Source organism: Rhodobacterales bacterium HKCCA1288, assembly GCA_015693905.1.
In the GTDB taxonomy this organism is placed as follows: Bacteria; Pseudomonadota; Alphaproteobacteria; order Rhodobacterales; family Rhodobacteraceae; genus M30B80.
Window position 1 is genome coordinate 800,749 of the sequence record CP065161.1, and the last position, 18,160, is coordinate 818,908.

Consider the following 18,160-nt stretch of genomic DNA (forward strand, 5'->3'; position numbering starts at 1 on the left):
AAAGCGGTGCTTAGGACTTGGCCTTTTTGGCGGCGCTTTCGTGAATGAACATTTTGTCACAATAGCCACATTCGACACGGCCCGTTTCATGCGGAATGGACAGCCAAACCCGTGGATGACCCAAGGCCCCCTGCCCGCCATCGCAGGCCACACGCCATTGGCTGACAATCTCGGTTTCTGGGGCGTCCATGGTCATTGAGCCGTTCCTCCTGTCCTGTCTGTCTGCGCGCGATGCGCGCGCGGGATGCTTGCCCTAGCCGTAGCATAGGCTTACATCTGCCTCATATCGCAGTTTGCCTCTCATCGGGCAAGAGGAGACAGGACAATGCCACGCGAAAACGCCATCGAGTTGCGCAATTTGCGCAAGACCTACGCGGCCAGTGCGCGCAGCCCTGCCAAAGAGGCACTGAAGGGCGTTGATCTCGACATTCCGCGCGGGTCTATTTTTGGGCTCTTGGGGCCAAATGGCGCGGGCAAATCCACAATGATCAATATTTTGGCGGGGCTTGTGACCAAGACCTCAGGCCAAGTGACAATTTGGGGGTTTGATCAGGACAAAAACCCGCGCCAATCGCGCGCCTCTATCGGGGTGATGCCCCAAGAATTGAACATCGACCCGTTTTTCACCCCCCGCGCGGCATTGGATGTGCAGGCAGGGTTATATGGGATGCCAAAATCGCAACGCGATGTTGAGGGGGTTTTGCGCCTCATCGGGCTTGAGGATAAGGCCGAAGCCTATGCCCGCACCCTATCAGGTGGGATGCGGCGCAGATTGCTGCTTGGCAAGGCATTGATTCATAACCCCCATGTGCTGGTTTTGGATGAACCAACCGCAGGGGTCGATATTGAATTGCGTCAAATGTTATGGGCCAATGTGCGCCGCCTGAATGAAGAGCGCGGCATGACCATCATTCTCACCACCCATTACCTCGAAGAGGCCGAGGAGATGTGCGATGAAATCGCCATCATCAACCATGGCGCGGTGATCGCACGCGACCGCACCGAAAACTTACTGGCGCAGATGGATCAAAAAAGCCTCGTGATCTTGCCAGAAGGGCCAAGCGATGCTGTCACCGCCCCGCAAGGCGTAACACTTGAGCGGCGCAGCGATGGCGCATTGGTCTTTAGCTATAGCCGCGCCAAAACTAGCCCTGCCGCGATTTTAGACAGTCTGCGGGTTGCGGGCGTGGGCATTCGTGACGTGAAAACCCAAGAACCCGATTTGCAGGATGTCTTTGTCTCGCTCACGCAATCAGCCTGAGCGCTTCGCCAACAAGGGCCCCAAAGCTGCCCCACCCAAAAGATGCAGGTGATAATGCGGCACTTCTTGTCCACCATGATCGCCCGCGTTGGAGATGACGCGGTAGCCCTGCCCGCCTTCAGCCAAGGACAGGCCAAGCTCTTTGCACAGCCGCCCCGTTAGGCGCACAAAATCCAAGATTTCCGCGTCTGACGCGTTTTGTGCAAAATCATCATAGGTCACATAGGCCCCTTTCGGGATCACCAGAATATGGGTCGGCGCCTGTGGCCCGATATCGTGAAAGGCCAAACAATGATCAGTCTCGGCGACCGTGTTGTTTGGAATTTCCCCGCGCAGGATTTTGGCAAAGATATTCTGCGGATCGTACTCATGCGGCATGTGTTGCGGCCCCCTTTTGGCATTGGCGTTTGGCAGGGGTTAGTCGTCAAACAAATGCGGCGTGTTCAACAGCCCCTGCGCCCGTTCCTGCGATATGGTGAAGAATTGCGCAAGCGCCTGCAAGTTCTCATCGCTGTTGCGTGATTGGCGGATGATGTAATGCGGATCAAACCCTGCCTCCAAAAGCTGAATTTCTTGGTGTTGGAATTCATAGCGCAAAACGGGCAGCATCCGATCCATCACCTCCTGCGGGGCATCGGCACTGGCCAGACCCACGCGATAGGCATGACCGCGCAGGTAATCATCGTCAAAATCGCATTTGATCTCCAAAATGGCGGACTTCGCACGGTCATTCATCACATCCCTAATCCATTCGATATTATTGGGATCAAGACAGATGATCAGGCGGTCGGACTGGTAATAATCAAATAACATCCGCAACAAGGCGCGCCTGTGGCGATTGCGCTTTTTTAAGGTGCGCTCAATGCCGCCCAAATGCGGCAAGCCGCAATCTTCCTCGTCATAGAGATATTCCACGGCGGGAATGCCAAGCGTGTCTTTGGCGCTGTGCAGCAGTCGTTTGGCCACATGCCATTTTTTGCACAATATCAGAACCTCGCGCCCCTGCCCGATGGAGCCATCCCGTTCCCAGAACCGCGGCGCAAAGCGTTGGCCGATCCGCCCGCGTTCACGCAAGAATTTATAAAGCCGCCGCCCCCCATGCGAGATCACAAAATTCGTCTCGCCCGAGGCCCAAAGTTTCGACAAAGCCTCTCGCAGAAACGATGCTTCGGCACTGATTTTTCGGGCAAAAATATAATCCTGCGCCAATAGCATCTGCAAATGGTCGTTATAAAACGTGGCGGGCATCCCGTAATCTGAGAACATCAAAAAGGTCAAAGTGCGCCGCTCAATCTCGCGATCTGGGACAAGATGATTGACCAAGGTTTGAAAGAACGTCTCGTCAGGGATCCATGTATATTTGAAGAACCGCATCACATCGGGGCGGGCTGCGCAAAACCCAATGATTTTTTCGATTGTATCACGGCGCAAACACCACCATTGCGACCCGATCATCACATCCAAATCACGCGGAATTCTGCGCTTTAGACGCAATGCCCGTTGCAGGCGTAACGCCGCATAAAACAGAGGCTTGCTTTCGCGCTCATTGAAGAAATGGCGATAATAAAGCCGCTCCTCCTTGATGCCTGTTTGAATCCAACCTGATTTGAAGAAATCAAAGCTTTCGATGAAATCCTTGTTCTGTGCGGCAAGGAAATTGCGCGCATAGGCAGCAGATTTGATGGCCATGCAATCGCCCGACACCATATAAAAATGCGTGGCTTTGGGAAAGGCAGACACCGCCGCCTGCACCGCATTTAGCGTGGCGCGCACAAGGCTCCATTCCCCCCAACCGCATTTGACACGCTTTTGCGCAAAGGCCACAGAAGGATTGCCTACGAAACGCGTGGTCAGCGCCGTGTAATCCGCGGCCTCTGCATTGGCGTCAAAATGCACCGCCACATAGTCCCCAGTCGCCGTCAGACCCTCGATTTGCTCGATGATCTGCTTGGGGTTCTTGTGACATAGTAGAATGAAAGCGATGCGCACCATAGCGGGCCTGCCCTGCCGTCTCTTCTTTTTTCTTCTATATATTGTTAATACCTAAATTATATTGAATAAATAGCCCAAGTTGGATTTCAAGCCACAGGCGCAGAGAAAAGCCAAAGAATAGGGCGTAAAGTTCGAGGAAGAGATTATGGGTTTCCCAGGCACATGGATGACGGAAAGCGGGTCAATGATTTATCGGGTTGTGCCCAAATGCGCCTGCTCAAGCATCGGCCAAATCATGTTTTACTCAGATCATGGCCGCTTTTTTGATGGGGACATCCATGATGCAGGCGAAGGGTTGCACAAATGGGCGCAAGAGCATTCTCAGCCCATCATCGAGGCGGGCGTGACAGAGCAAAACACCCTGACCTTCACCTGTGTGCGCAACCCCTATACCCGCATTCTTTCCAGTTTCTTTGACAAAATTTGCGGCATCCAACGCAATGGCAATCGGTATCGCAGCAATCTCGTTCCGCAAGTCATGCAGCGCTACGGGGTCGAGGTGGGCGGTGATGATGGCAAACAAGAATTCGACCAAATCGCCAGTTTCCGCCGATTTTTACTGTTTGCGCGCGACACGATCCGTTTTCGCAAACCCATGGAACCTGACATTCATTGGTCAGCCATGTCAGGTCACATCTCAACCCTGATTGCCAATGGCGGACGTTACAACCAGATTTTCTGGACGGAGCATTTCGATCAAGGGATGCAGCAGGTTCTGGACGCTGTAGAAACACCTGTTTCAGTCAATCTGGCGGATGTGCCGCGCTTTAACGAATCCGAAGGGCACGGCCCCAAGCGCGCCCATCCTGTTGAGGATTATTTTGACGATCTGTCGATGCACCTGGTCTATGAAATCTACAAACGGGATTTTCAGTTGTTCAAATATGACTTTGAAAACCCCGCCAATAAGATGCCCATTGGCGAGATTGATCTAGACGAGGTGCACGCCAAACTCGGCGATTGATCAGATCAAGTTTTGATCAGCGAATACCGCACGCAGGCTGCGCTTGGGGCGCGGGCCGATTTGGGCGATCACCTCTGCCGCCGCAGCCACACCCATCTCGCCTGCGCGCGCAATGCCAACATCCATCGCCATCCCGCCCAAGAACCCCGCGGCGAATTGGTCGCCCGCCCCTGTTGCATCCACAGGGGTGACGGGGGTTACGGCAACTTCGTAACGCGTACCTTGGTGAATGATCTTCACCGCTTCGCCCGAATGGGTGCAGACAATCAGCCCACAAGCCCCTGCTGCCTCAGCCAAGGCCGCGTCAAGATCACTGGTCTGATAGAGCGACAGCCATTCTTCATGGTTGCCAATGGTGAAATCCATACCTTGCGCAATCAGAGTGCGAAAATCATCGCGGTGCCTGTCCACACAAAACGGATCAGAGAGGGTGATCCCCACTTTGCCCCCGCCCGCGCGGCAGGCCTGACCTGCAAGGGTAAAGGCGGACTTGCCTTCGGGCTTGTCATAGAGATAGCCCTCTAAAAACATCCAGCGCGCGGCTTTGGCAGTGTCGACATCCACATCCGCCTCGTTAAAATCAGCGCCTGCGCCAAGATATGTATTCATCGAGCGCTCACCATCTGGTGAGACAAAAATCATAGAGCGCGATGTAGGCGGCAAATCCGTGTCCGCCACGGGCGGGTTGGGAAAATCACTGCCATCGGCACGCATGCCATCGGCGTAAAATCGGCCCAACTCATCGTCTTTGACCTTACCCAAAAACGCAGTTTTCAGCCCCAAACTGGCCGCACCTGCAATTGTATTGGCCACCGATCCGCCAGCGGTCTGCACACGATCCGTCATCGCGGCATAAAGCGTCTCGGCGCGATCCTTGTCGATCAATTGCATGATGCCCTTGTCAATTCCCATGTCAGCCAAAAACGCGTCATTGCCATGTGCAATCACATCAACAATGGCATTCCCGATGCCGACCAGATCATAGGTTTTGCTCATTGGGTTTTTTCCTCGAATTGACACAAGTCTTTGATGGGGCAGGCCCCGCATTTGGGTTTGCGAGCCACGCAGATATAGCGACCATGCAAGATCAGCCAGTGATGGGCATGCAGTTGGTATGGGGCGGGGACATGATCCTCAATCGCGCGCTCAACCGCATCGACCGATTTGCCAACGGCAATGCCCGTTCGATTGCCCACGCGGAAAATATGCGTATCCACCGCCTGCGCGGGCTGCCGCCACCACATGTTCAAGACCACATTCGCGGTTTTGCGCCCTACCCCTGGCAACGCCTGAAGCGCGGCGCGCGAGGCAGGCACAACACCATCATATTCTTCGACCAAGATTTGCGCCATCTTGATCACATTCTTGGCCTTGTTGCGATAAAGCCCGATGGTCTTGATATGTTCAATCAGACCCGCTTCGCCCAGTTCCAGCATTTTCTGCGGGGTATCCGCGATCTGAAAGAGCTTTGCAGTTGCGCGGTTCACGCCTGCATCTGTGGCCTGTGCAGACAGGGCAACAGCCACCAAAAGCGTGTAGACATTGACATGGTTCAGCTCTCCCTTGGGTTCAGGTTCAGCCGCCTCAAAGCGGGAAAAGATTTCGACAAGGGTGCTGTAATCCAATTGGCGTGCCATGGCCTCTTGTGGCGATTGGGGCGCGCGGGCGCAAGCCCTGTTGAGGGGCTTTTGCGCAAGTTTCGGGTCGCGCGGCACCAAAGCCTCGCGTAGGTTTAGCATAGGCACAACAGAGCACATAGGGACGAAGGCGCGCGATGAAGACCACCGAAAGTGAAACCGAGTATCACTATGGCGTCATTGCCCGCGCCATCGCCCTGATTGATGAAAACCCTGCTGCGGCCAGTAACCTTGACCATCTGGCCGATAAAATCGGCCTGAGCCCTGCGCATTTCCAGCGGGTCTTTTCGCGCTATGCGGGCATCTCACCCAAACGCTATGCGCAATTCCTGACGCTTGGCCATGCGAAATCGCTTTTGACCACGCGCCACAGCACGCTTGAAACAGCCGTGCTGACGGGGCTTTCTGGCACGGGCAGGCTTTATGACTTATTCCTGCGATGGGAGGCCATGGCCCCCGGTGACTATGCCAAAGGCGGCGCAGGCCTGACCCTGCGCTACGGATGGTTTGACAGCGCCTTTGGCCCCGCTTTGGTGGTTGCATCAGATCGCGGGATTTGCGGGCTTGGCTTTGCCGCTGAGATGGGGGAAGCGGCCTGTTTGGCGGATATGACAAGACGTTGGCCCAAAGCCGATTTGCAGCATGACCAAGCGGCCATCGCCCCATGGGCCAATGCCGCCCTAAACGCCAAGGGCGAGGCGTCTTTGCACCTAATAGGCGCCCCGTTTCAGATTAAGGTATGGGAGGCGCTGATGAATGTGCCCGCAGGCCATGTCACCACCTATTCCGAAATTGCAGGGGCCATTGGCGCGCCAAAGGCGGTCAGGGCGGTTGGCACGGCGGTGGGGCGCAATCCCATCTCGCTGCTTATTCCCTGCCATCGGGCCTTGCGCAAATCGGGCGAGATGGGGGGCTATCATTGGGGCCTGCCCGTCAAACGCGCGATGTTGGCATGGGAAACCGCCGCCTTTGAGGCCCACAGATAAACCTCACGCGCCTCTCACGTCTGCGCGAGGCTTTGCCGATGAGAGGCTTGCCCGCTTTCTTTTGTGGCCAGGCAAAGCTATGATGAGCGCACGAGCAAATAACCAAGAAAGAAGGTGTTCCATGGCGCAACAGACTGCAGGCCTGCGCTTGAAATCTCTGGGCGCATTGAGCGCGATCGCCCTTGTGTTGAGTGGCTGTGTCCAAAGCACCGCCACTGATCCAAACGCCAACCGCACCCGTGACGGGGCGATTGTAGGCGCGATGTTGGGCGGCTTTCTTGGCGCGACCCGTGACGGAGAAAACAGCCGCCGCGATACCGTGATCGGTGCGGCAGCGGGGGCTGCAATTGGTGCAGGGATTGGATCAATGCTGGATCGCCAAGCGGCTGATCTGCGGGCGCAGATGGATAATGAAAACATCATGATCCAGAACACGGGCGAGGAATTGATTGTCACCTTACCCGAGGGCATCTTGTTCGACACTGACAGCGCCGCCATTCGGGCCATGCTGCAATCGGATTTGCGGGCCTTGGCGCAGAACCTTCAAACCTATCCAGACACGACTGTCGATGTGATCGGTCACACCGATAATACGGGGTCGTCTGGCTATAATATGGATCTGTCCTCGCGCCGTGCGAGCGCGGTTGCGGGTGTCTTGCTTGAAGAGGGGGTTGCCCCTTGGCGCGTGCGCAGTTTTGGGCGTGGCGAAACTGAACCTGTCGCCTCGAACCTGACCCCTGAGGGACGGCAGCAAAACCGCCGCGTGGAAATCTTTATTCGCCCGAGCACCTGATAAGTCGCTAATTCCTTGCCCCACGCCCTGCCTGGTCATATAAATTGACCAATCAGGGAGGGGCGCGCGGATGCCATTTCAACGGATCGAAGCCGAAAAACTGTCGCATTCTGTGCAGCGCCAGATCGAAATGCTGATTTTGCGCGGCATATTGCGCCCTGGTGAGAGGCTGCCATCTGAGCGGGAATTGTCAGAACGGCTTGGGGTGTCGCGCCCCTCGCTGCGCGAAGCGATTGCCGATTTGCAAGATCGCGGCCTTCTGGCAACCCGCGCAGGCGCAGGGATTTATGTCGCTGATGTCTTGGGGTCTGCGTTCTCACCTGCCCTGATCCGTCTGTTTGGCAGCCACCCAGAAGCGGTGTTTGACTATGTGGCCTTCCGCCGAGATATGGAGGCTTTGGCCGCAGAACGCGCCGCACAATTTGCCTCGGATACCGACCTCAAAGTGATCGACACCGTATTTCGCAAAATGGAAGCTGCCCATTCCAAGCGCAATCCTGCGTATGAGGCCGATCTTGATGCGCAATTTCATATGGCGATCATCGAAGCCAGTCACAATGTCATCATGCTCCATATGATGCGCTCCATGTTTGATCTGCTGCGCGAAGGTGTGTTTTACAACCGCTCGGTCATGTTCAAGCAACGCACAACGCGCGATTTGCTGCTCGATCATCACCGCGCCATCAATGATGCAATTCAAGCCCGCGATGGCGAGGCGGCGCGGGCCGCCATCCGCCACCATCTGACCTATGTCGAAGAAGATTTGCATCGGCAACAAAAGGCCGAAGCCAATGAGCAAATCGCCAAATTACGCTATGACCATGAACGCGAAAGATAACACCGCCTTCGATTTGATCCTGAACGGGGTGCGCCATCATGTTGAACGATGGGGCAGTGAGCAGGCCCCCGCGCTTGTGCTGTGTCACGGCTTGGGGTGCAGCACGCGACTTTGGGATGGGGTGATTCCGCATTTGCCCGAAGGTTTGCAGATCATCGCCTATGATATGCGCGGCCATGGCCAGAGCGATATTCCAGACGGCCCCTATTCCATGGGGATGCTGATCCGCGATGCTGAGGCGTTGTTGGACGAATTGGGGCTTTCTGAGGTGATGTTCTTGGGTCTGTCCCTTGGGGGGATGGTGGCGCAAGGATTGGCGGCAAAGCGGCTTGACCTCATCCGCGCGCTGATCCTGTCGAACACAGCCACCAAAATCGGCACGCGCGAGATGTGGCAGTCCCGAATTGCCACAATCGCCAAGGGCGGCATGGCGGCCGCAGCCCCCGCCTTGATGGAGCGTTGGTTCACCCGCGCCTTTCGCGCCAGAGGGGGACACGCAGCCTTTGAGGAAGACCTGAAAAATGTCTCCCTGACAGGCTATCTCGCCGGGGCCGAGGCCATATCAGGCAGTGATTTTTACACCACCACCGCCGCTTTGCGCCTCCAGACCCTTGTCATTGCGGGGGCCGAAGATGGATCAACCCCGCCCGATCTGATGCGCGAGATGGCGGATCTCATCCACGGCGCGCGGTTTGAACTGATGCGCAATGCAGGACATTTGCCCCCTATCGAGGCGCCCGAAGATTATGCTGCCTTGATCACAGATTTCATTGCGGCCACAGGCCATCTGTCAACCTAGCTTGACAAGTCGCATTCACCCTCGCATGAGGGGTCTATGACAATGCGCCTGTCGCTCACCTTTATCATGATCACTGTGACGCTTGATGCCATGGGTATCGGGCTGATCTTGCCTGTCATGCCAGATCTTATTGAGGAAGTGCAGGGGATCACCCTCTCTGATGCCGCGATTTGGGGGGGCATCTTGTCGGCCTCTTATGCGGTGATGCAATTCATCTTTTCCCCCATCATTGGCAATCTGTCCGACCGATTTGGCCGCCGTCCCATTTTGCTGATCTCGCTTTTGGTGATGACGGTTGATTATCTGATCATGTCGCAAGCCAATTCGATTTGGTTGCTGTTCTTGGGGCGGATTATTGCAGGCATTGCCGCTGCAACCCACGCCACTGCCCTTGCCTATATGGCCGATATTTCCCCCGCTGAAAAACGCGCGCAGAATTTTGGCCTGATCTCGGCAGGGTTTGGAATGGGCTTTATTTTGGGCCCCGTTCTGGGTGGTATTTTGGGCGGACTTGATCCGCGCGCGCCGTTTTATGCGGCAGCCCTTCTGGCTGGATTGAACCTGATCTTTGGGATTTTCGTAGCACCCGAAACGCTGCGGACCGAAAATCGCCGCCCCTTCAAATGGGCACGGGCCAACCCTTTGGGCGGCATCATGGAAATTGGGGCGCTGCCAAATCTTGCCCCGCTTTTGGCCGTGATGTTGGCGTATCAAATTTCAAATTTCGTCTACCCCACGATCTGGGCCTATTACACCCAAGCCGCTTTTGGATGGGATACTGGCCTGATCGGGGCCTCATTGGCGGCCTATGGCGTAGCCATTGCTGTTACACAAGGCGCATTGATCCGACCTATCCTGTCCTATTTAGGCGAGGCGCGCGCGGTGCGATATGGCTTGATCCTGAATATTCTATCGCTTTGGGGTTATGGATTTGCGCCTGAGGCATGGATGGTTTGGGTGTTGATCCCGATCTCATCCGTGGGCGCGGTGGTGGCCCCTGCGATGCAGGCGCTGATGTCCCGCGCGGCAGGGGCAGATCAACAAGGGGCGTTGCAAGGCGTGCTTGCTTCCTGCTCCGCCTTGTCAATGATCATCTCACCCCTTGTCATGACCCAAGCCTTTTTCTGGTTCACCCGCGAAGGGGCCAATCTTTACCTGCCGGGCGCGGCCTTCTTGGTGTCAAGCCTGCTGATGGTGGCGTCTCTCTTGATCTTCATCAGCAAGGGACGCGGGATTAAGACCTCAGCCGCGTAAAATATCGGCGAAGAGATCAGAATCAACATTGCCCCCTGACAAGGTGACGATGGCTGTGTCGCCCTCCAACTCGGCCCCATGAAAGAGTGCGGCGGCCAAAGCCACCGCGCCGCCGGGTTCAACCACCAGTTTCAAATGCGCATAGGCCGCGCGCATGGCAGCGCGCACCTCATCATCGCTGACCACGATCCCCGCCCCTGCCAGGCGGTTAAGGATGGGAAAGGTCAACTGCCCTGGCGCAGGGGTGACAATCGCATCACAAAGCCCTGCTTCTGGCCCCGTGTTGCGGCAAATCTCGCCCGCAGCCAGACTGCGGGCCGTGTCATCAAACCCTTCTGGCTCGACTGTGCGCAGGCGCATTTGTGGTGCATCCGCCTCAAGCGCCAAGGCAATCCCCGCAGAAAGCCCGCCACCCCCGCAACAGGCCAGAACTTCGGCCTGCTCGATACCTGCCTCGCGCGCCTGTTGGGCAATCTCAAGCCCGCAGGTGCCCTGCCCTGCAATCACATCTGCATTGTCAAAGGGTTTGATCAAAGGCAGGCCGCGCTCTTCTTGCAGGCGCGCACCGATCACATTTCGATCCTCCCCCCCTTTGCGGTCATAAAGGATCACTTCGGCCCCATAAAAGCGCGTATTGTCAATCTTGGCCTGTGGCGCATCGGCGGGCATGATGATGGTGGCCTGCACCCCATGCAGCGCGGCGGCATAGGCCACACCTTGCGCATGATTGCCCGATGAAAAGGCAAGCACCCCTTTGGCGCGCTCTGCAGCGGGTAAATTCGAGACGGCAGACCATGCCCCGCGAAACTTAAAACTGCCTGTCAGTTGCAAAACCTCGGCCTTGGCAAAAACCCTGCGCCCCGCGATGTCATCTAGGGCGGGCGCGGATAAGAGCGGGGTTTGACGCACATGGCCCTTGGCGCGGGCAGCAGCGGCACGGATTTGCGCGATATCGCTCATGCGATCTCCTTCAGAAATTGAGATATCACCGCCTGTGATGCGGGTTCATCGAGAAAGGGAACATGGCCGCGATCAGGTAGGTCAGCGTAAATCATATCGGGCCTGAGAGCGCGCATTTTTTCAGCCACCTCCCCCGACAGGATATTTGACCCTGCCCCACGGATCAGCGCGAGGGGCAGCGCGGCCAAAGCATCGAAACAGGGCCAAAGATCAACGGGCTTGGCATCAGCTGCAAAGGCGGGCGCAACCGCCTCGCGCAGGCGCGGATCATAGCGCAGATGCAGCCCCGCCTCATCCTCGCGCCACAGCCGCGCCACATGGGCGGCCCATGTTTCAGAGGGCACGTTGCGAAAACTGGGGTGCAGATCAGGCATGGCCGCTGCCGCCTCTGACAAACTGCGAAACTTGGGTCTGCGGCCAATATAACCCATGATCGCAGACAAGCCTTCGGGCATAATTTCAGGGCCAATATCGTTGAGGCAAACACCACTGAGCCGCGCGCGCGCCGTAAGCCCCATAATCATCGCTACAATGCCGCCGCGCGAGGTGCCCAATATAGCCGCTTGCGCAAGTCCCAAATGATCCAGCAGGGTCACGACATCTTCGGCCTCTTGCAAAGGGGTGTAGGTGGCGGGATCCGCATAATCCGAGCCGCCCCGCCCCCGAAAATCAAGGCGAATGATGCGCGCCTGATCGCGAAAATCGCGCACCACAAAATCAAAATCCTCGCGATTGCGCGTCAGCCCCGCAAGACAGAGCAGAACAGGCCCCGCCCCGCCCGTGTCATCATAGGCAAGGCGCACCCCATCTTTGGCGGTCACATAGGCCGTTTCGCCCATCAGATACCCCCCTTTCGCGCATCTATTGGGTCAGAGTATCAGCCGCCTTCGCGCGCACAATCGCAAAATTCACCAACGGGGTTTCAATCTGGGGTAGAAACGCCTAAGTTGAGACAGAACCCAATACGGGCACCTGCAAAGATGCGGCCCCGTGACATTCATTTCCCCCAAAATATCCGAAAGGACAGCCATGACGCAGGCGAAAGCAGGCGATACAGTCGCCATTCATTACACAGGCACCTTGGCCGATGGCAGCCAGTTTGACAGTTCCGAAGGGCGCGATCCGCTGCGCTTTACGCTTGGCTCAGGTCAGATCATCGCAGGTCTAGACGCGGCCATCACGGGCATGAGCCAAGGCGAAAAGAAATCGGTGACCATCGCCGCGGCTGAGGCCTATGGCGACCACCGCCCCGAGGCGGTTCAGGCGGTGCCACGGGCGCAAATCCCTGCTGAAATCCCCCTTGAAGTGGGTGGCGGCCTGCAAGTGCAAACCCCAGACGGCCAGACGATCCCCGTCACAGTGACCTCGGTCACCGATGAGGAAGTCACCCTAGACGCAAACCACCCGTTGGCAGGCAAGGATTTGACCTTTGCGGTGGAATTGGTCGAAATCGCCTAATTTAGGCTGATGAGAAAAAAACCGCCCCCAGATGCAGGGGCGGTTTTTTAATGCGGCGCGCCGTTTCTAACGCGCATCAAAATCAGCCAAAGGGCGGCCCAAAACCCGCCCGAGCCGATCATATTTTGGCCTTCGTCACAGATTCTCCGGCTGCGCCATGCCCAGAACGTGGTAGCCACCATCCACGCGCACAATCTCGCCCGTGGTGCAGGCCCCATAGTCAGAGGCGAGGTAGACCGCCGTTCCCCCAACCGCCTCAAGCGTGGCATTGGCGCGCAAAGGTGCGTTCATCTCTGTCGTCTTAAAGGTTTTCCGCGCGCCGCCAATCGCGGCCCCTGCCAAGGTTTTCATTGGGCCCGGGCTGATGGCATTGACACGGATATTTTGTGGGCCAAGGTCATTGGCCAAGTAGCGCACAGCACTTTCCAAGGCCGCCTTGGCCACGCCCATCACGTTGTAAAATGGCGTCACGCGGTTTGACCCTTGATAGGTCAGCGTCAACAATGTGCCACCCTCAGGCATCAATTCCGATGCGCGGCGGGCGACATCAATGAACGAGTAGCAAGAGATTTCCAAGGAATTAGAGAAATTCGCACGGCTTGTATCGGAAAACCGCCCCGTCAATTCGGACTTATCCGAAAAAGCGATGGCATGAACCACGAAATCGAGTGTGCCCCATTTCTCTTTGAGCGCCGCAAATGCCGCCTCCATCGAGGCATCATCAGTCACATCAACATCAATCAAAATGTCCGACCCAACGGATGCGGCAAGCGGTTCGACCCGCTTGCCAAAGGCTTCGCCCTGATAGCTAAAGGCAAGCTCTGCGCCCTCATCTGCCATGGCCTTGGCGATGCCCCATGCGATAGAGCGATCATTCGCGACCCCCATAATCAGGCCGCGCTTACCCTTCATCAAATCCGCCATAATCCCCTACCCCCGATAGCGCGACAACAGCATCGAGCCATTGGTGCCGCCAAAGCCAAATGAATTGGTCATCACCGTATCCAGATTTGCCGCCTCAACAAGTGTGGTGGCAATCTCACTGGGGTGCAAATTGGGATCAAGGGTTTCTACATTGATCGAAGGCGCAATGAAATCTTGGTCCAACATCAGCAAGCAATAGATCGCTTCCTGCGCGCCAGTGGCCCCTTGGCTGTGGCCCGTCATGGATTTGGTCGAGGAAATTGGCGGGGTCTGACCTTCGCCAAAGACGCGGCGCACCGCCTGAACCTCGCCCACATCCCCCACGGGTGTGGATGTGCCATGCGCATTGATATAGCTGACCTTGCGCCCCTCAGGCAGGGATTGCAGCGCAAGACGCATCGCGCGCTCTCCCCCCTCGCCCGATGGGGCAACCATGTCATGCCCATCCGATGTTGCGGCAAATCCCGTGACCTCGGCATAGATTTTGGCCCCGCGCGCCAGCGCGTGATCGAGGCTTTCCAACACAACGATGCCGCCGCCCCCTGCAATCACGAAACCATCACGGTCTGCATCAAAGGCGCGGCTCGCTTTTGTGGGTGTGTCATTATATTTGGACGACATCGCCCCCATGGCGTCAAAGAGACAAGACAAGGTCCAATCCAACTCTTCCGCGCCACCTGCAAACATCACATCTTGCTTGCCCATCATGATTTGTTCAGCCGCGACCCCGATGCAATGCAAACTGGTCGAACAGGCCGAGGTGATCGAATAGTTGATCCCCTTGATCTGATAAGCGGTCGAAAGATTTGCCGAGATGGTGGAGGACATACATTTGGGCACGGCAAACGGCCCAATACGCTTGGTTGCGCCCGAATTCAGCACTGTTTGATGCGCAGCCAACATGGCACTGGTGGATGGCCCGCCTGAGCCTGCGATCAGACCTGTGCGTTCATTCACAACTTCGGCCTCAGACAGGCCTGCATCCGAAATTGCTTGCGCCATCGCGATATGCGCATAAGCGGCGCCCGGCCCCATAAAGCGCAAGGCGCGTTTATCGACATGTTCGGTCACATCAATTTTCAGCGTGCCCGAGACATGGCTGCGAAACCCGCGCTCGGCCATGTCAGGGTTGAATTCAACCCCAGACTGCCCCGCTTTCAAAGCTGCGGAAACCTCTTGGGCATTATTCCCGATGGGTGAGACAATGCCCAATCCCGTAACGACAACGCGGCGCATTCAAAGCTCCTTCTTGCGTATTCGAACCGCTTCCAATCAGCTTTCTGAAAGCGCGACTTTCATATCTTTGACTTGGTAAATCACCTCACCATCGGCCTCAACCCGACCATCGGCGACACCCATTGTCAGACGCCGTGTTTGCACGGCTTTCGTGAAATCTATATGATAGGTCAGCATTTTGCGATCAGGGCGCACCATACCCGTCAGTTTTACCTCACCCACGCCAAGCGCATATCCGCGCCCCTGCCAACCGCGCCAACCAAGGTTGAAGCCCGTCAATTGCCACAGGCCATCAAGGCCAAGGCAGCCCGGCATGATTGGGTTATTGGGAAAATGGCAGTCGAAAAACCAAAGATCTGGCTTGATGTCGAATTCTGCAACCACATGACCCTTGCCATGCGCGCCGCCATCTTCGGAAATATCGGTGATGCGATCCATCATCAGCATTGGGGGCTCGGGCAATTGCGCGTTGCCAGGCCCAAACAATTCGCCGCGCGCGCATTTCAATAGATCATCTCTGTCAAAGCGTGTCGGATATTGCGACATATGCTCTGCCTCCCCTGCTTATTTTTGCCGAGCACCCGCGAGGGGCGGCCTGTCCGATCGTGTGTATTCGACTTACCATTGCGTTTGCACCCCATGCAAGGGCAGCACGCAGCAAAGGTAACGATTTTGCGACAGCTTGCCTAAGGTTTTTTCCTGCGACTTGGCATCCAACTGCGTCAATTTCGACAAACGAATTGAAAAACCTACGCCTTAGGGCATATATTGCAATCAGAACTCGCAGGACATTGACCAATGATGACACCCGAAGCCCTAGAGCGCAGCACAAACTGGCTGGCACAGGCGGCGCTCCGCCCGACCCGTCAGCGCCTTTCGCTTGCAACTTTGTTGGTGGGGGATGGTCATCATCGCCATGTGACGGCTGAAGGCTTGCATGCAGCAACCCAAGCGGCGGGTGATCCAGTGTCCCTTGCGACCGTCTACAACACCTTGCGGGCCTTTTGCGATGCGGGGCTGATGCGCGAGGTGATCGTGGATGGCGCGCGCAGTTATTTCGACACCCGCATGGATGACCATCCGCATTTCTTCATGGAAGAAACAGGTCAGCTTGAAGATGCGCCTGCGGGCCAGTTAAAGGTCACGGCCCTACCCGATTTGCCTGAGGGCTATGAAATATCCAAATTGGATGTCGTGATCCGTCTGCGTAAAACCCCAGCACAAGCGGCGGAGTAATCCCCCGCCGCCCTGAGGCACGCTGTCATGCTTTGCCCGAGAGTTTGACCCACGCATCATATTGCGACAGGAACAATTCGCCTGACAATTCATCCAGAAAATGACTGCGCTTGAGGCGGTCAGTGACAGGCCCTTTCACTTCGGACATATGAAGCCGCACGCCCATGTCACTGAGGCGCGTATTCAACGCCTCAAGGGTTTCTAGTGCGGACATATCAATCTCGTTCACCGCAGAACACATCAGCACCACATCCTTGATCGGGCAATCCTCGACCACGCGATCCAGCACCAAATCCTCAAGGAAGCGGGCATTAGCAAAGTAAAGCGACTCGTCAATCCGAATGGCCAAAAGGCTATCCGCCGTCTCAACCTTGTGGCGGTTGATATTGCGAAAATGCTGTGTTCCCGGAACAAGACCCACTTCGGCGACATGGGGGCGCGAGGTTTTGTAAAGGTGCAGCAAGATTGACAAAATCACCCCTGCCGAAACCCCCGTCTCAACGCCAAAGCCCAAGGTCAACACAATGGTTGCAGCCACCGCCGCAAAATCGGCAAAGGAATAGCCCCATGTTTTTTTCAAAATTGATAAATCGACAAGGCTCAGCACCGCGACAATGATTGTGGCCGCAAGCGTGGCTTTGGGGAGGAAAAACACCAATGGCGTCAATGCCACGGCCGCAATGGCCAACCCCACCGCCGTATAAGCCCCTGCCGCTGGTGTCTCAGCCCCTGCATCAAAATTGACCACCGAACGGGCGAAACCACCCGTCACAGGATAGCCCCCCGTAAAGGCCGCGCCCAAATTGGCCGCACCAAGGCCAATCAATTCTTGGTCGGGATTGATGCGCTGCCGCTTTTTGGCGGCAAGGGTCTGTGCCACCGAAATCGATTCAACAAACCCAATAATCGAGATCAACAGCGCGGGCACAAACAATTGCCCCAACAGTGCTGGCGACAGGTCAGGCAGGGTCAAGGGCGGCAGGCTTTGGGGCACATCCCCCACAATCGCAACGCCGTGATCCGCCAACCCAAAGGCCCAAGTGGCAAGCGTTGTCACAACAACGGCCGCAACAGGCCCCGCTTTTTGCGCAATATCTGCCATGCGCGGCGCCATTCCCATGGCCAAAAGCCGCGGCTTTAGGCCCTTGCGCACCCAAAACAGAAACGCGGTTGCCGACACACCAATCACCACAGTGATCGGGTTGATCTGGCCAAGATGCTCGACCAAGGAAATGACCATCTCAACCAATGTATGGCCGCTGGCCTGCACCCCGATGATATGTTTGAACTGGCTTGCCGCAATCAAGATGCCAGAGGCGGTGATAAACCCTGCAATCACAGGATGGCTGAGGAAATTGGCCAAGAAGCCGAGGCGGAAAATGCCCAAAAACAGCAGCATCGCGCCCGATAACATCGCAAGGCTTAAGGCCGCCATGGCATAGCCCATTGTGCCCGCCTCGGCGACCTGTCCAACGGCAGCAGCGGTCATCAAGGACACAACCGCCACAGGCCCCACCGCCAAAGCGCGGCTTGTGCCGAAAATAGCATAAAGAATGATGGGCGCGATCGAGGCATAAATCCCCGCCTCAGGCGGCAAGCCTGCCAAAAGCGCATAAGCCAGCGATTGCGGGATCAGCATGATCGTCACGATCACCGCCGCAATCATATCATTGGAAAAGGCGTTAGAATTATATGTCCGCCCCCAATCAAGGACGGGGAGGTAACGGGAGAGCTTCTTCATGGGACAATTGCCTGTCGTCTAGCGGTAGGGTTTTGGCACGCGGCACGCTAGGTGTCGTGGCAGTTTAGCGGTCAGGGCCAG

The 18,160-nt window shown here is 56.5% G+C and carries 20 protein-coding genes; 9 read left to right on the forward strand and 11 right to left on the reverse strand.

The genetic code is table 11. The features are described 5' to 3' along the window. Nucleotides 1-10: 10 nt before the first annotated feature. On the reverse strand, nt 11-196 hold the full coding sequence (locus tag I3V23_03940) for a zinc-finger domain-containing protein (protein QPI86140.1): 186 nt from the start codon (nt 194-196) through the stop codon (nt 11-13). A gap of 129 nt (nt 197-325) precedes the next feature. Between I3V23_03940 and I3V23_03945 the strand changes: the two genes are divergently transcribed. Then, nucleotides 326-1,261: an ABC transporter ATP-binding protein gene (locus I3V23_03945; protein QPI86141.1), complete on the forward strand. Its 936-nt coding sequence runs from the start codon at nt 326-328 to the stop codon at nt 1,259-1,261. Here I3V23_03945 and I3V23_03950 read toward each other — a convergent pair. Together I3V23_03950 and I3V23_03955 are read right to left on the reverse strand one after the other, a co-directional pair. Further along, a complete protein-coding gene (locus I3V23_03950; protein ID QPI86142.1) occupies nt 1,253-1,639 on the reverse strand; it encodes a histidine triad nucleotide-binding protein in 387 nt (128 codons plus the stop codon). The two genes, I3V23_03945 and I3V23_03950, sit on opposite strands and share 9 nt — an antisense overlap. Nucleotides 1,640-1,678: 39 nt before the next feature. Continuing rightward, nucleotides 1,679-3,253: a glycosyl transferase gene (locus tag I3V23_03955; GenBank protein ID QPI86143.1), complete on the reverse strand. Its 1,575-nt coding sequence runs from the start codon at nt 3,251-3,253 to the stop codon at nt 1,679-1,681. Nucleotides 3,254-3,398: 145 nt separating this feature from the next. Between I3V23_03955 and I3V23_03960 the strand changes: the two genes are divergently transcribed. Continuing rightward, nucleotides 3,399-4,217 (forward strand): sulfotransferase family protein, encoded by an 819-nt coding sequence (locus I3V23_03960; GenBank protein ID QPI86144.1) that lies wholly within the window; start codon nt 3,399-3,401, stop codon nt 4,215-4,217. Here I3V23_03960 and I3V23_03965 read toward each other — a convergent pair whose 3' ends face one another. Together I3V23_03965 and nth are read right to left on the reverse strand one after the other, a co-directional pair. Beyond that, entirely contained in the window at nt 4,218-5,213 is a 996-nt protein-coding gene (locus tag I3V23_03965; GenBank protein ID QPI86145.1) for an adenosine kinase, read from the reverse strand. Further along, nucleotides 5,210-5,854, reverse strand: coding sequence for an endonuclease III (nth, locus tag I3V23_03970; GenBank protein ID QPI86676.1), 645 nt, complete (start codon nt 5,852-5,854; stop codon nt 5,210-5,212). Before nth ends, I3V23_03965 begins: the two co-directional genes overlap by 4 nt. Nucleotides 5,855-5,991: 137 nt before the next feature. On the opposite strand from nth, the gene I3V23_03975 reads away from it, so the two are divergent. From I3V23_03975 to I3V23_03995, 5 genes are all read left to right on the forward strand, one after another. After that, nucleotides 5,992-6,840, forward strand: coding sequence for a bifunctional helix-turn-helix domain-containing protein/methylated-DNA--[protein]-cysteine S-methyltransferase (locus tag I3V23_03975; protein ID QPI86146.1), 849 nt, complete (start codon nt 5,992-5,994; stop codon nt 6,838-6,840). Nucleotides 6,841-6,961: 121 nt separating this feature from the next. Continuing rightward, nucleotides 6,962-7,633 (forward strand): OmpA family protein, encoded by a 672-nt coding sequence (locus tag I3V23_03980; protein ID QPI86147.1) that lies wholly within the window; start codon nt 6,962-6,964, stop codon nt 7,631-7,633. Between the two features lie 70 nt (nt 7,634-7,703). Continuing rightward, a complete protein-coding gene (locus I3V23_03985) occupies nt 7,704-8,471 on the forward strand; it encodes an FCD domain-containing protein (GenBank protein ID QPI86148.1) in 768 nt (255 codons plus the stop codon). Beyond that, nucleotides 8,455-9,270, forward strand: a complete 816-nt coding sequence (pcaD, locus tag I3V23_03990) for a 3-oxoadipate enol-lactonase (protein ID QPI86677.1) — start codon at nt 8,455-8,457, stop codon at nt 9,268-9,270. Before I3V23_03985 ends, pcaD begins: the two co-directional genes overlap by 17 nt. 42 nt (nt 9,271-9,312) lie before the next feature. Further along, nucleotides 9,313-10,524: a TCR/Tet family MFS transporter gene (locus I3V23_03995; GenBank protein ID QPI86678.1), complete on the forward strand. Its 1,212-nt coding sequence runs from the start codon at nt 9,313-9,315 to the stop codon at nt 10,522-10,524. On the opposite strand, the gene I3V23_04000 is transcribed toward I3V23_03995, so the two are convergent. Together I3V23_04000 and I3V23_04005 are read right to left on the reverse strand one after the other, a co-directional pair. Further along, on the reverse strand, nt 10,513-11,484 hold the full coding sequence (locus I3V23_04000) for a threonine/serine dehydratase (protein ID QPI86149.1): 972 nt from the start codon (nt 11,482-11,484) through the stop codon (nt 10,513-10,515). The genes I3V23_03995 and I3V23_04000 overlap by 12 nt on opposite strands. Next, on the reverse strand, nt 11,481-12,323 hold the full coding sequence (locus I3V23_04005; protein ID QPI86150.1) for an alpha/beta hydrolase: 843 nt from the start codon (nt 12,321-12,323) through the stop codon (nt 11,481-11,483). The genes I3V23_04000 and I3V23_04005 overlap by 4 nt, the downstream gene beginning before the upstream one ends. A gap of 190 nt (nt 12,324-12,513) precedes the next feature. Between I3V23_04005 and I3V23_04010 the strand changes: the two genes are divergently transcribed. Further along, nucleotides 12,514-12,942, forward strand: a complete 429-nt coding sequence (locus tag I3V23_04010; GenBank protein QPI86151.1) for a peptidylprolyl isomerase — start codon at nt 12,514-12,516, stop codon at nt 12,940-12,942. Between the two features lie 135 nt (nt 12,943-13,077). On the opposite strand, the gene I3V23_04015 is transcribed toward I3V23_04010, so the two are convergent. Genes I3V23_04015 through fabA form a run of 3 tightly spaced genes read right to left on the reverse strand, consistent with a single transcriptional unit; the run spans nt 13,078 to nt 15,648 of the window. Next, entirely contained in the window at nt 13,078-13,866 is a 789-nt protein-coding gene (locus I3V23_04015) for an SDR family oxidoreductase (GenBank protein QPI86152.1), read from the reverse strand. Nucleotides 13,867-13,872: 6 nt separating this feature from the next. Further along, the gene (gene fabB / locus I3V23_04020) at nt 13,873-15,102 is read right to left on the reverse strand and encodes a beta-ketoacyl-ACP synthase I (GenBank protein ID QPI86153.1); all 1,230 of its coding nucleotides are present in this window, start codon (nt 15,100-15,102) and stop codon (nt 13,873-13,875) included. A 36-nt stretch (nt 15,103-15,138) separates the two neighbouring features. Beyond that, on the reverse strand, nt 15,139-15,648 hold the full coding sequence (fabA, locus tag I3V23_04025) for a bifunctional 3-hydroxydecanoyl-ACP dehydratase/trans-2-decenoyl-ACP isomerase (GenBank protein QPI86154.1): 510 nt from the start codon (nt 15,646-15,648) through the stop codon (nt 15,139-15,141). Nucleotides 15,649-15,903: 255 nt separating this feature from the next. Between fabA and I3V23_04030 the strand changes: the two genes are divergently transcribed. After that, nucleotides 15,904-16,338 carry a transcriptional repressor gene (locus tag I3V23_04030; GenBank protein QPI86679.1) on the forward strand — a complete coding sequence of 145 codons (435 nt, stop codon included), beginning with the start codon at nt 15,904-15,906 and terminating at the stop codon, nt 16,336-16,338. 25 nt (nt 16,339-16,363) lie between these two features. Here the strand turns inward: I3V23_04030 and sulP are convergent, their stop codons facing one another. Beyond that, nucleotides 16,364-18,079 (reverse strand): sulfate permease, encoded by a 1,716-nt coding sequence (gene sulP, locus I3V23_04035; protein QPI86155.1) that lies wholly within the window; start codon nt 18,077-18,079, stop codon nt 16,364-16,366. Between the last annotated feature and the right edge of the window lie 81 nt (nt 18,080-18,160).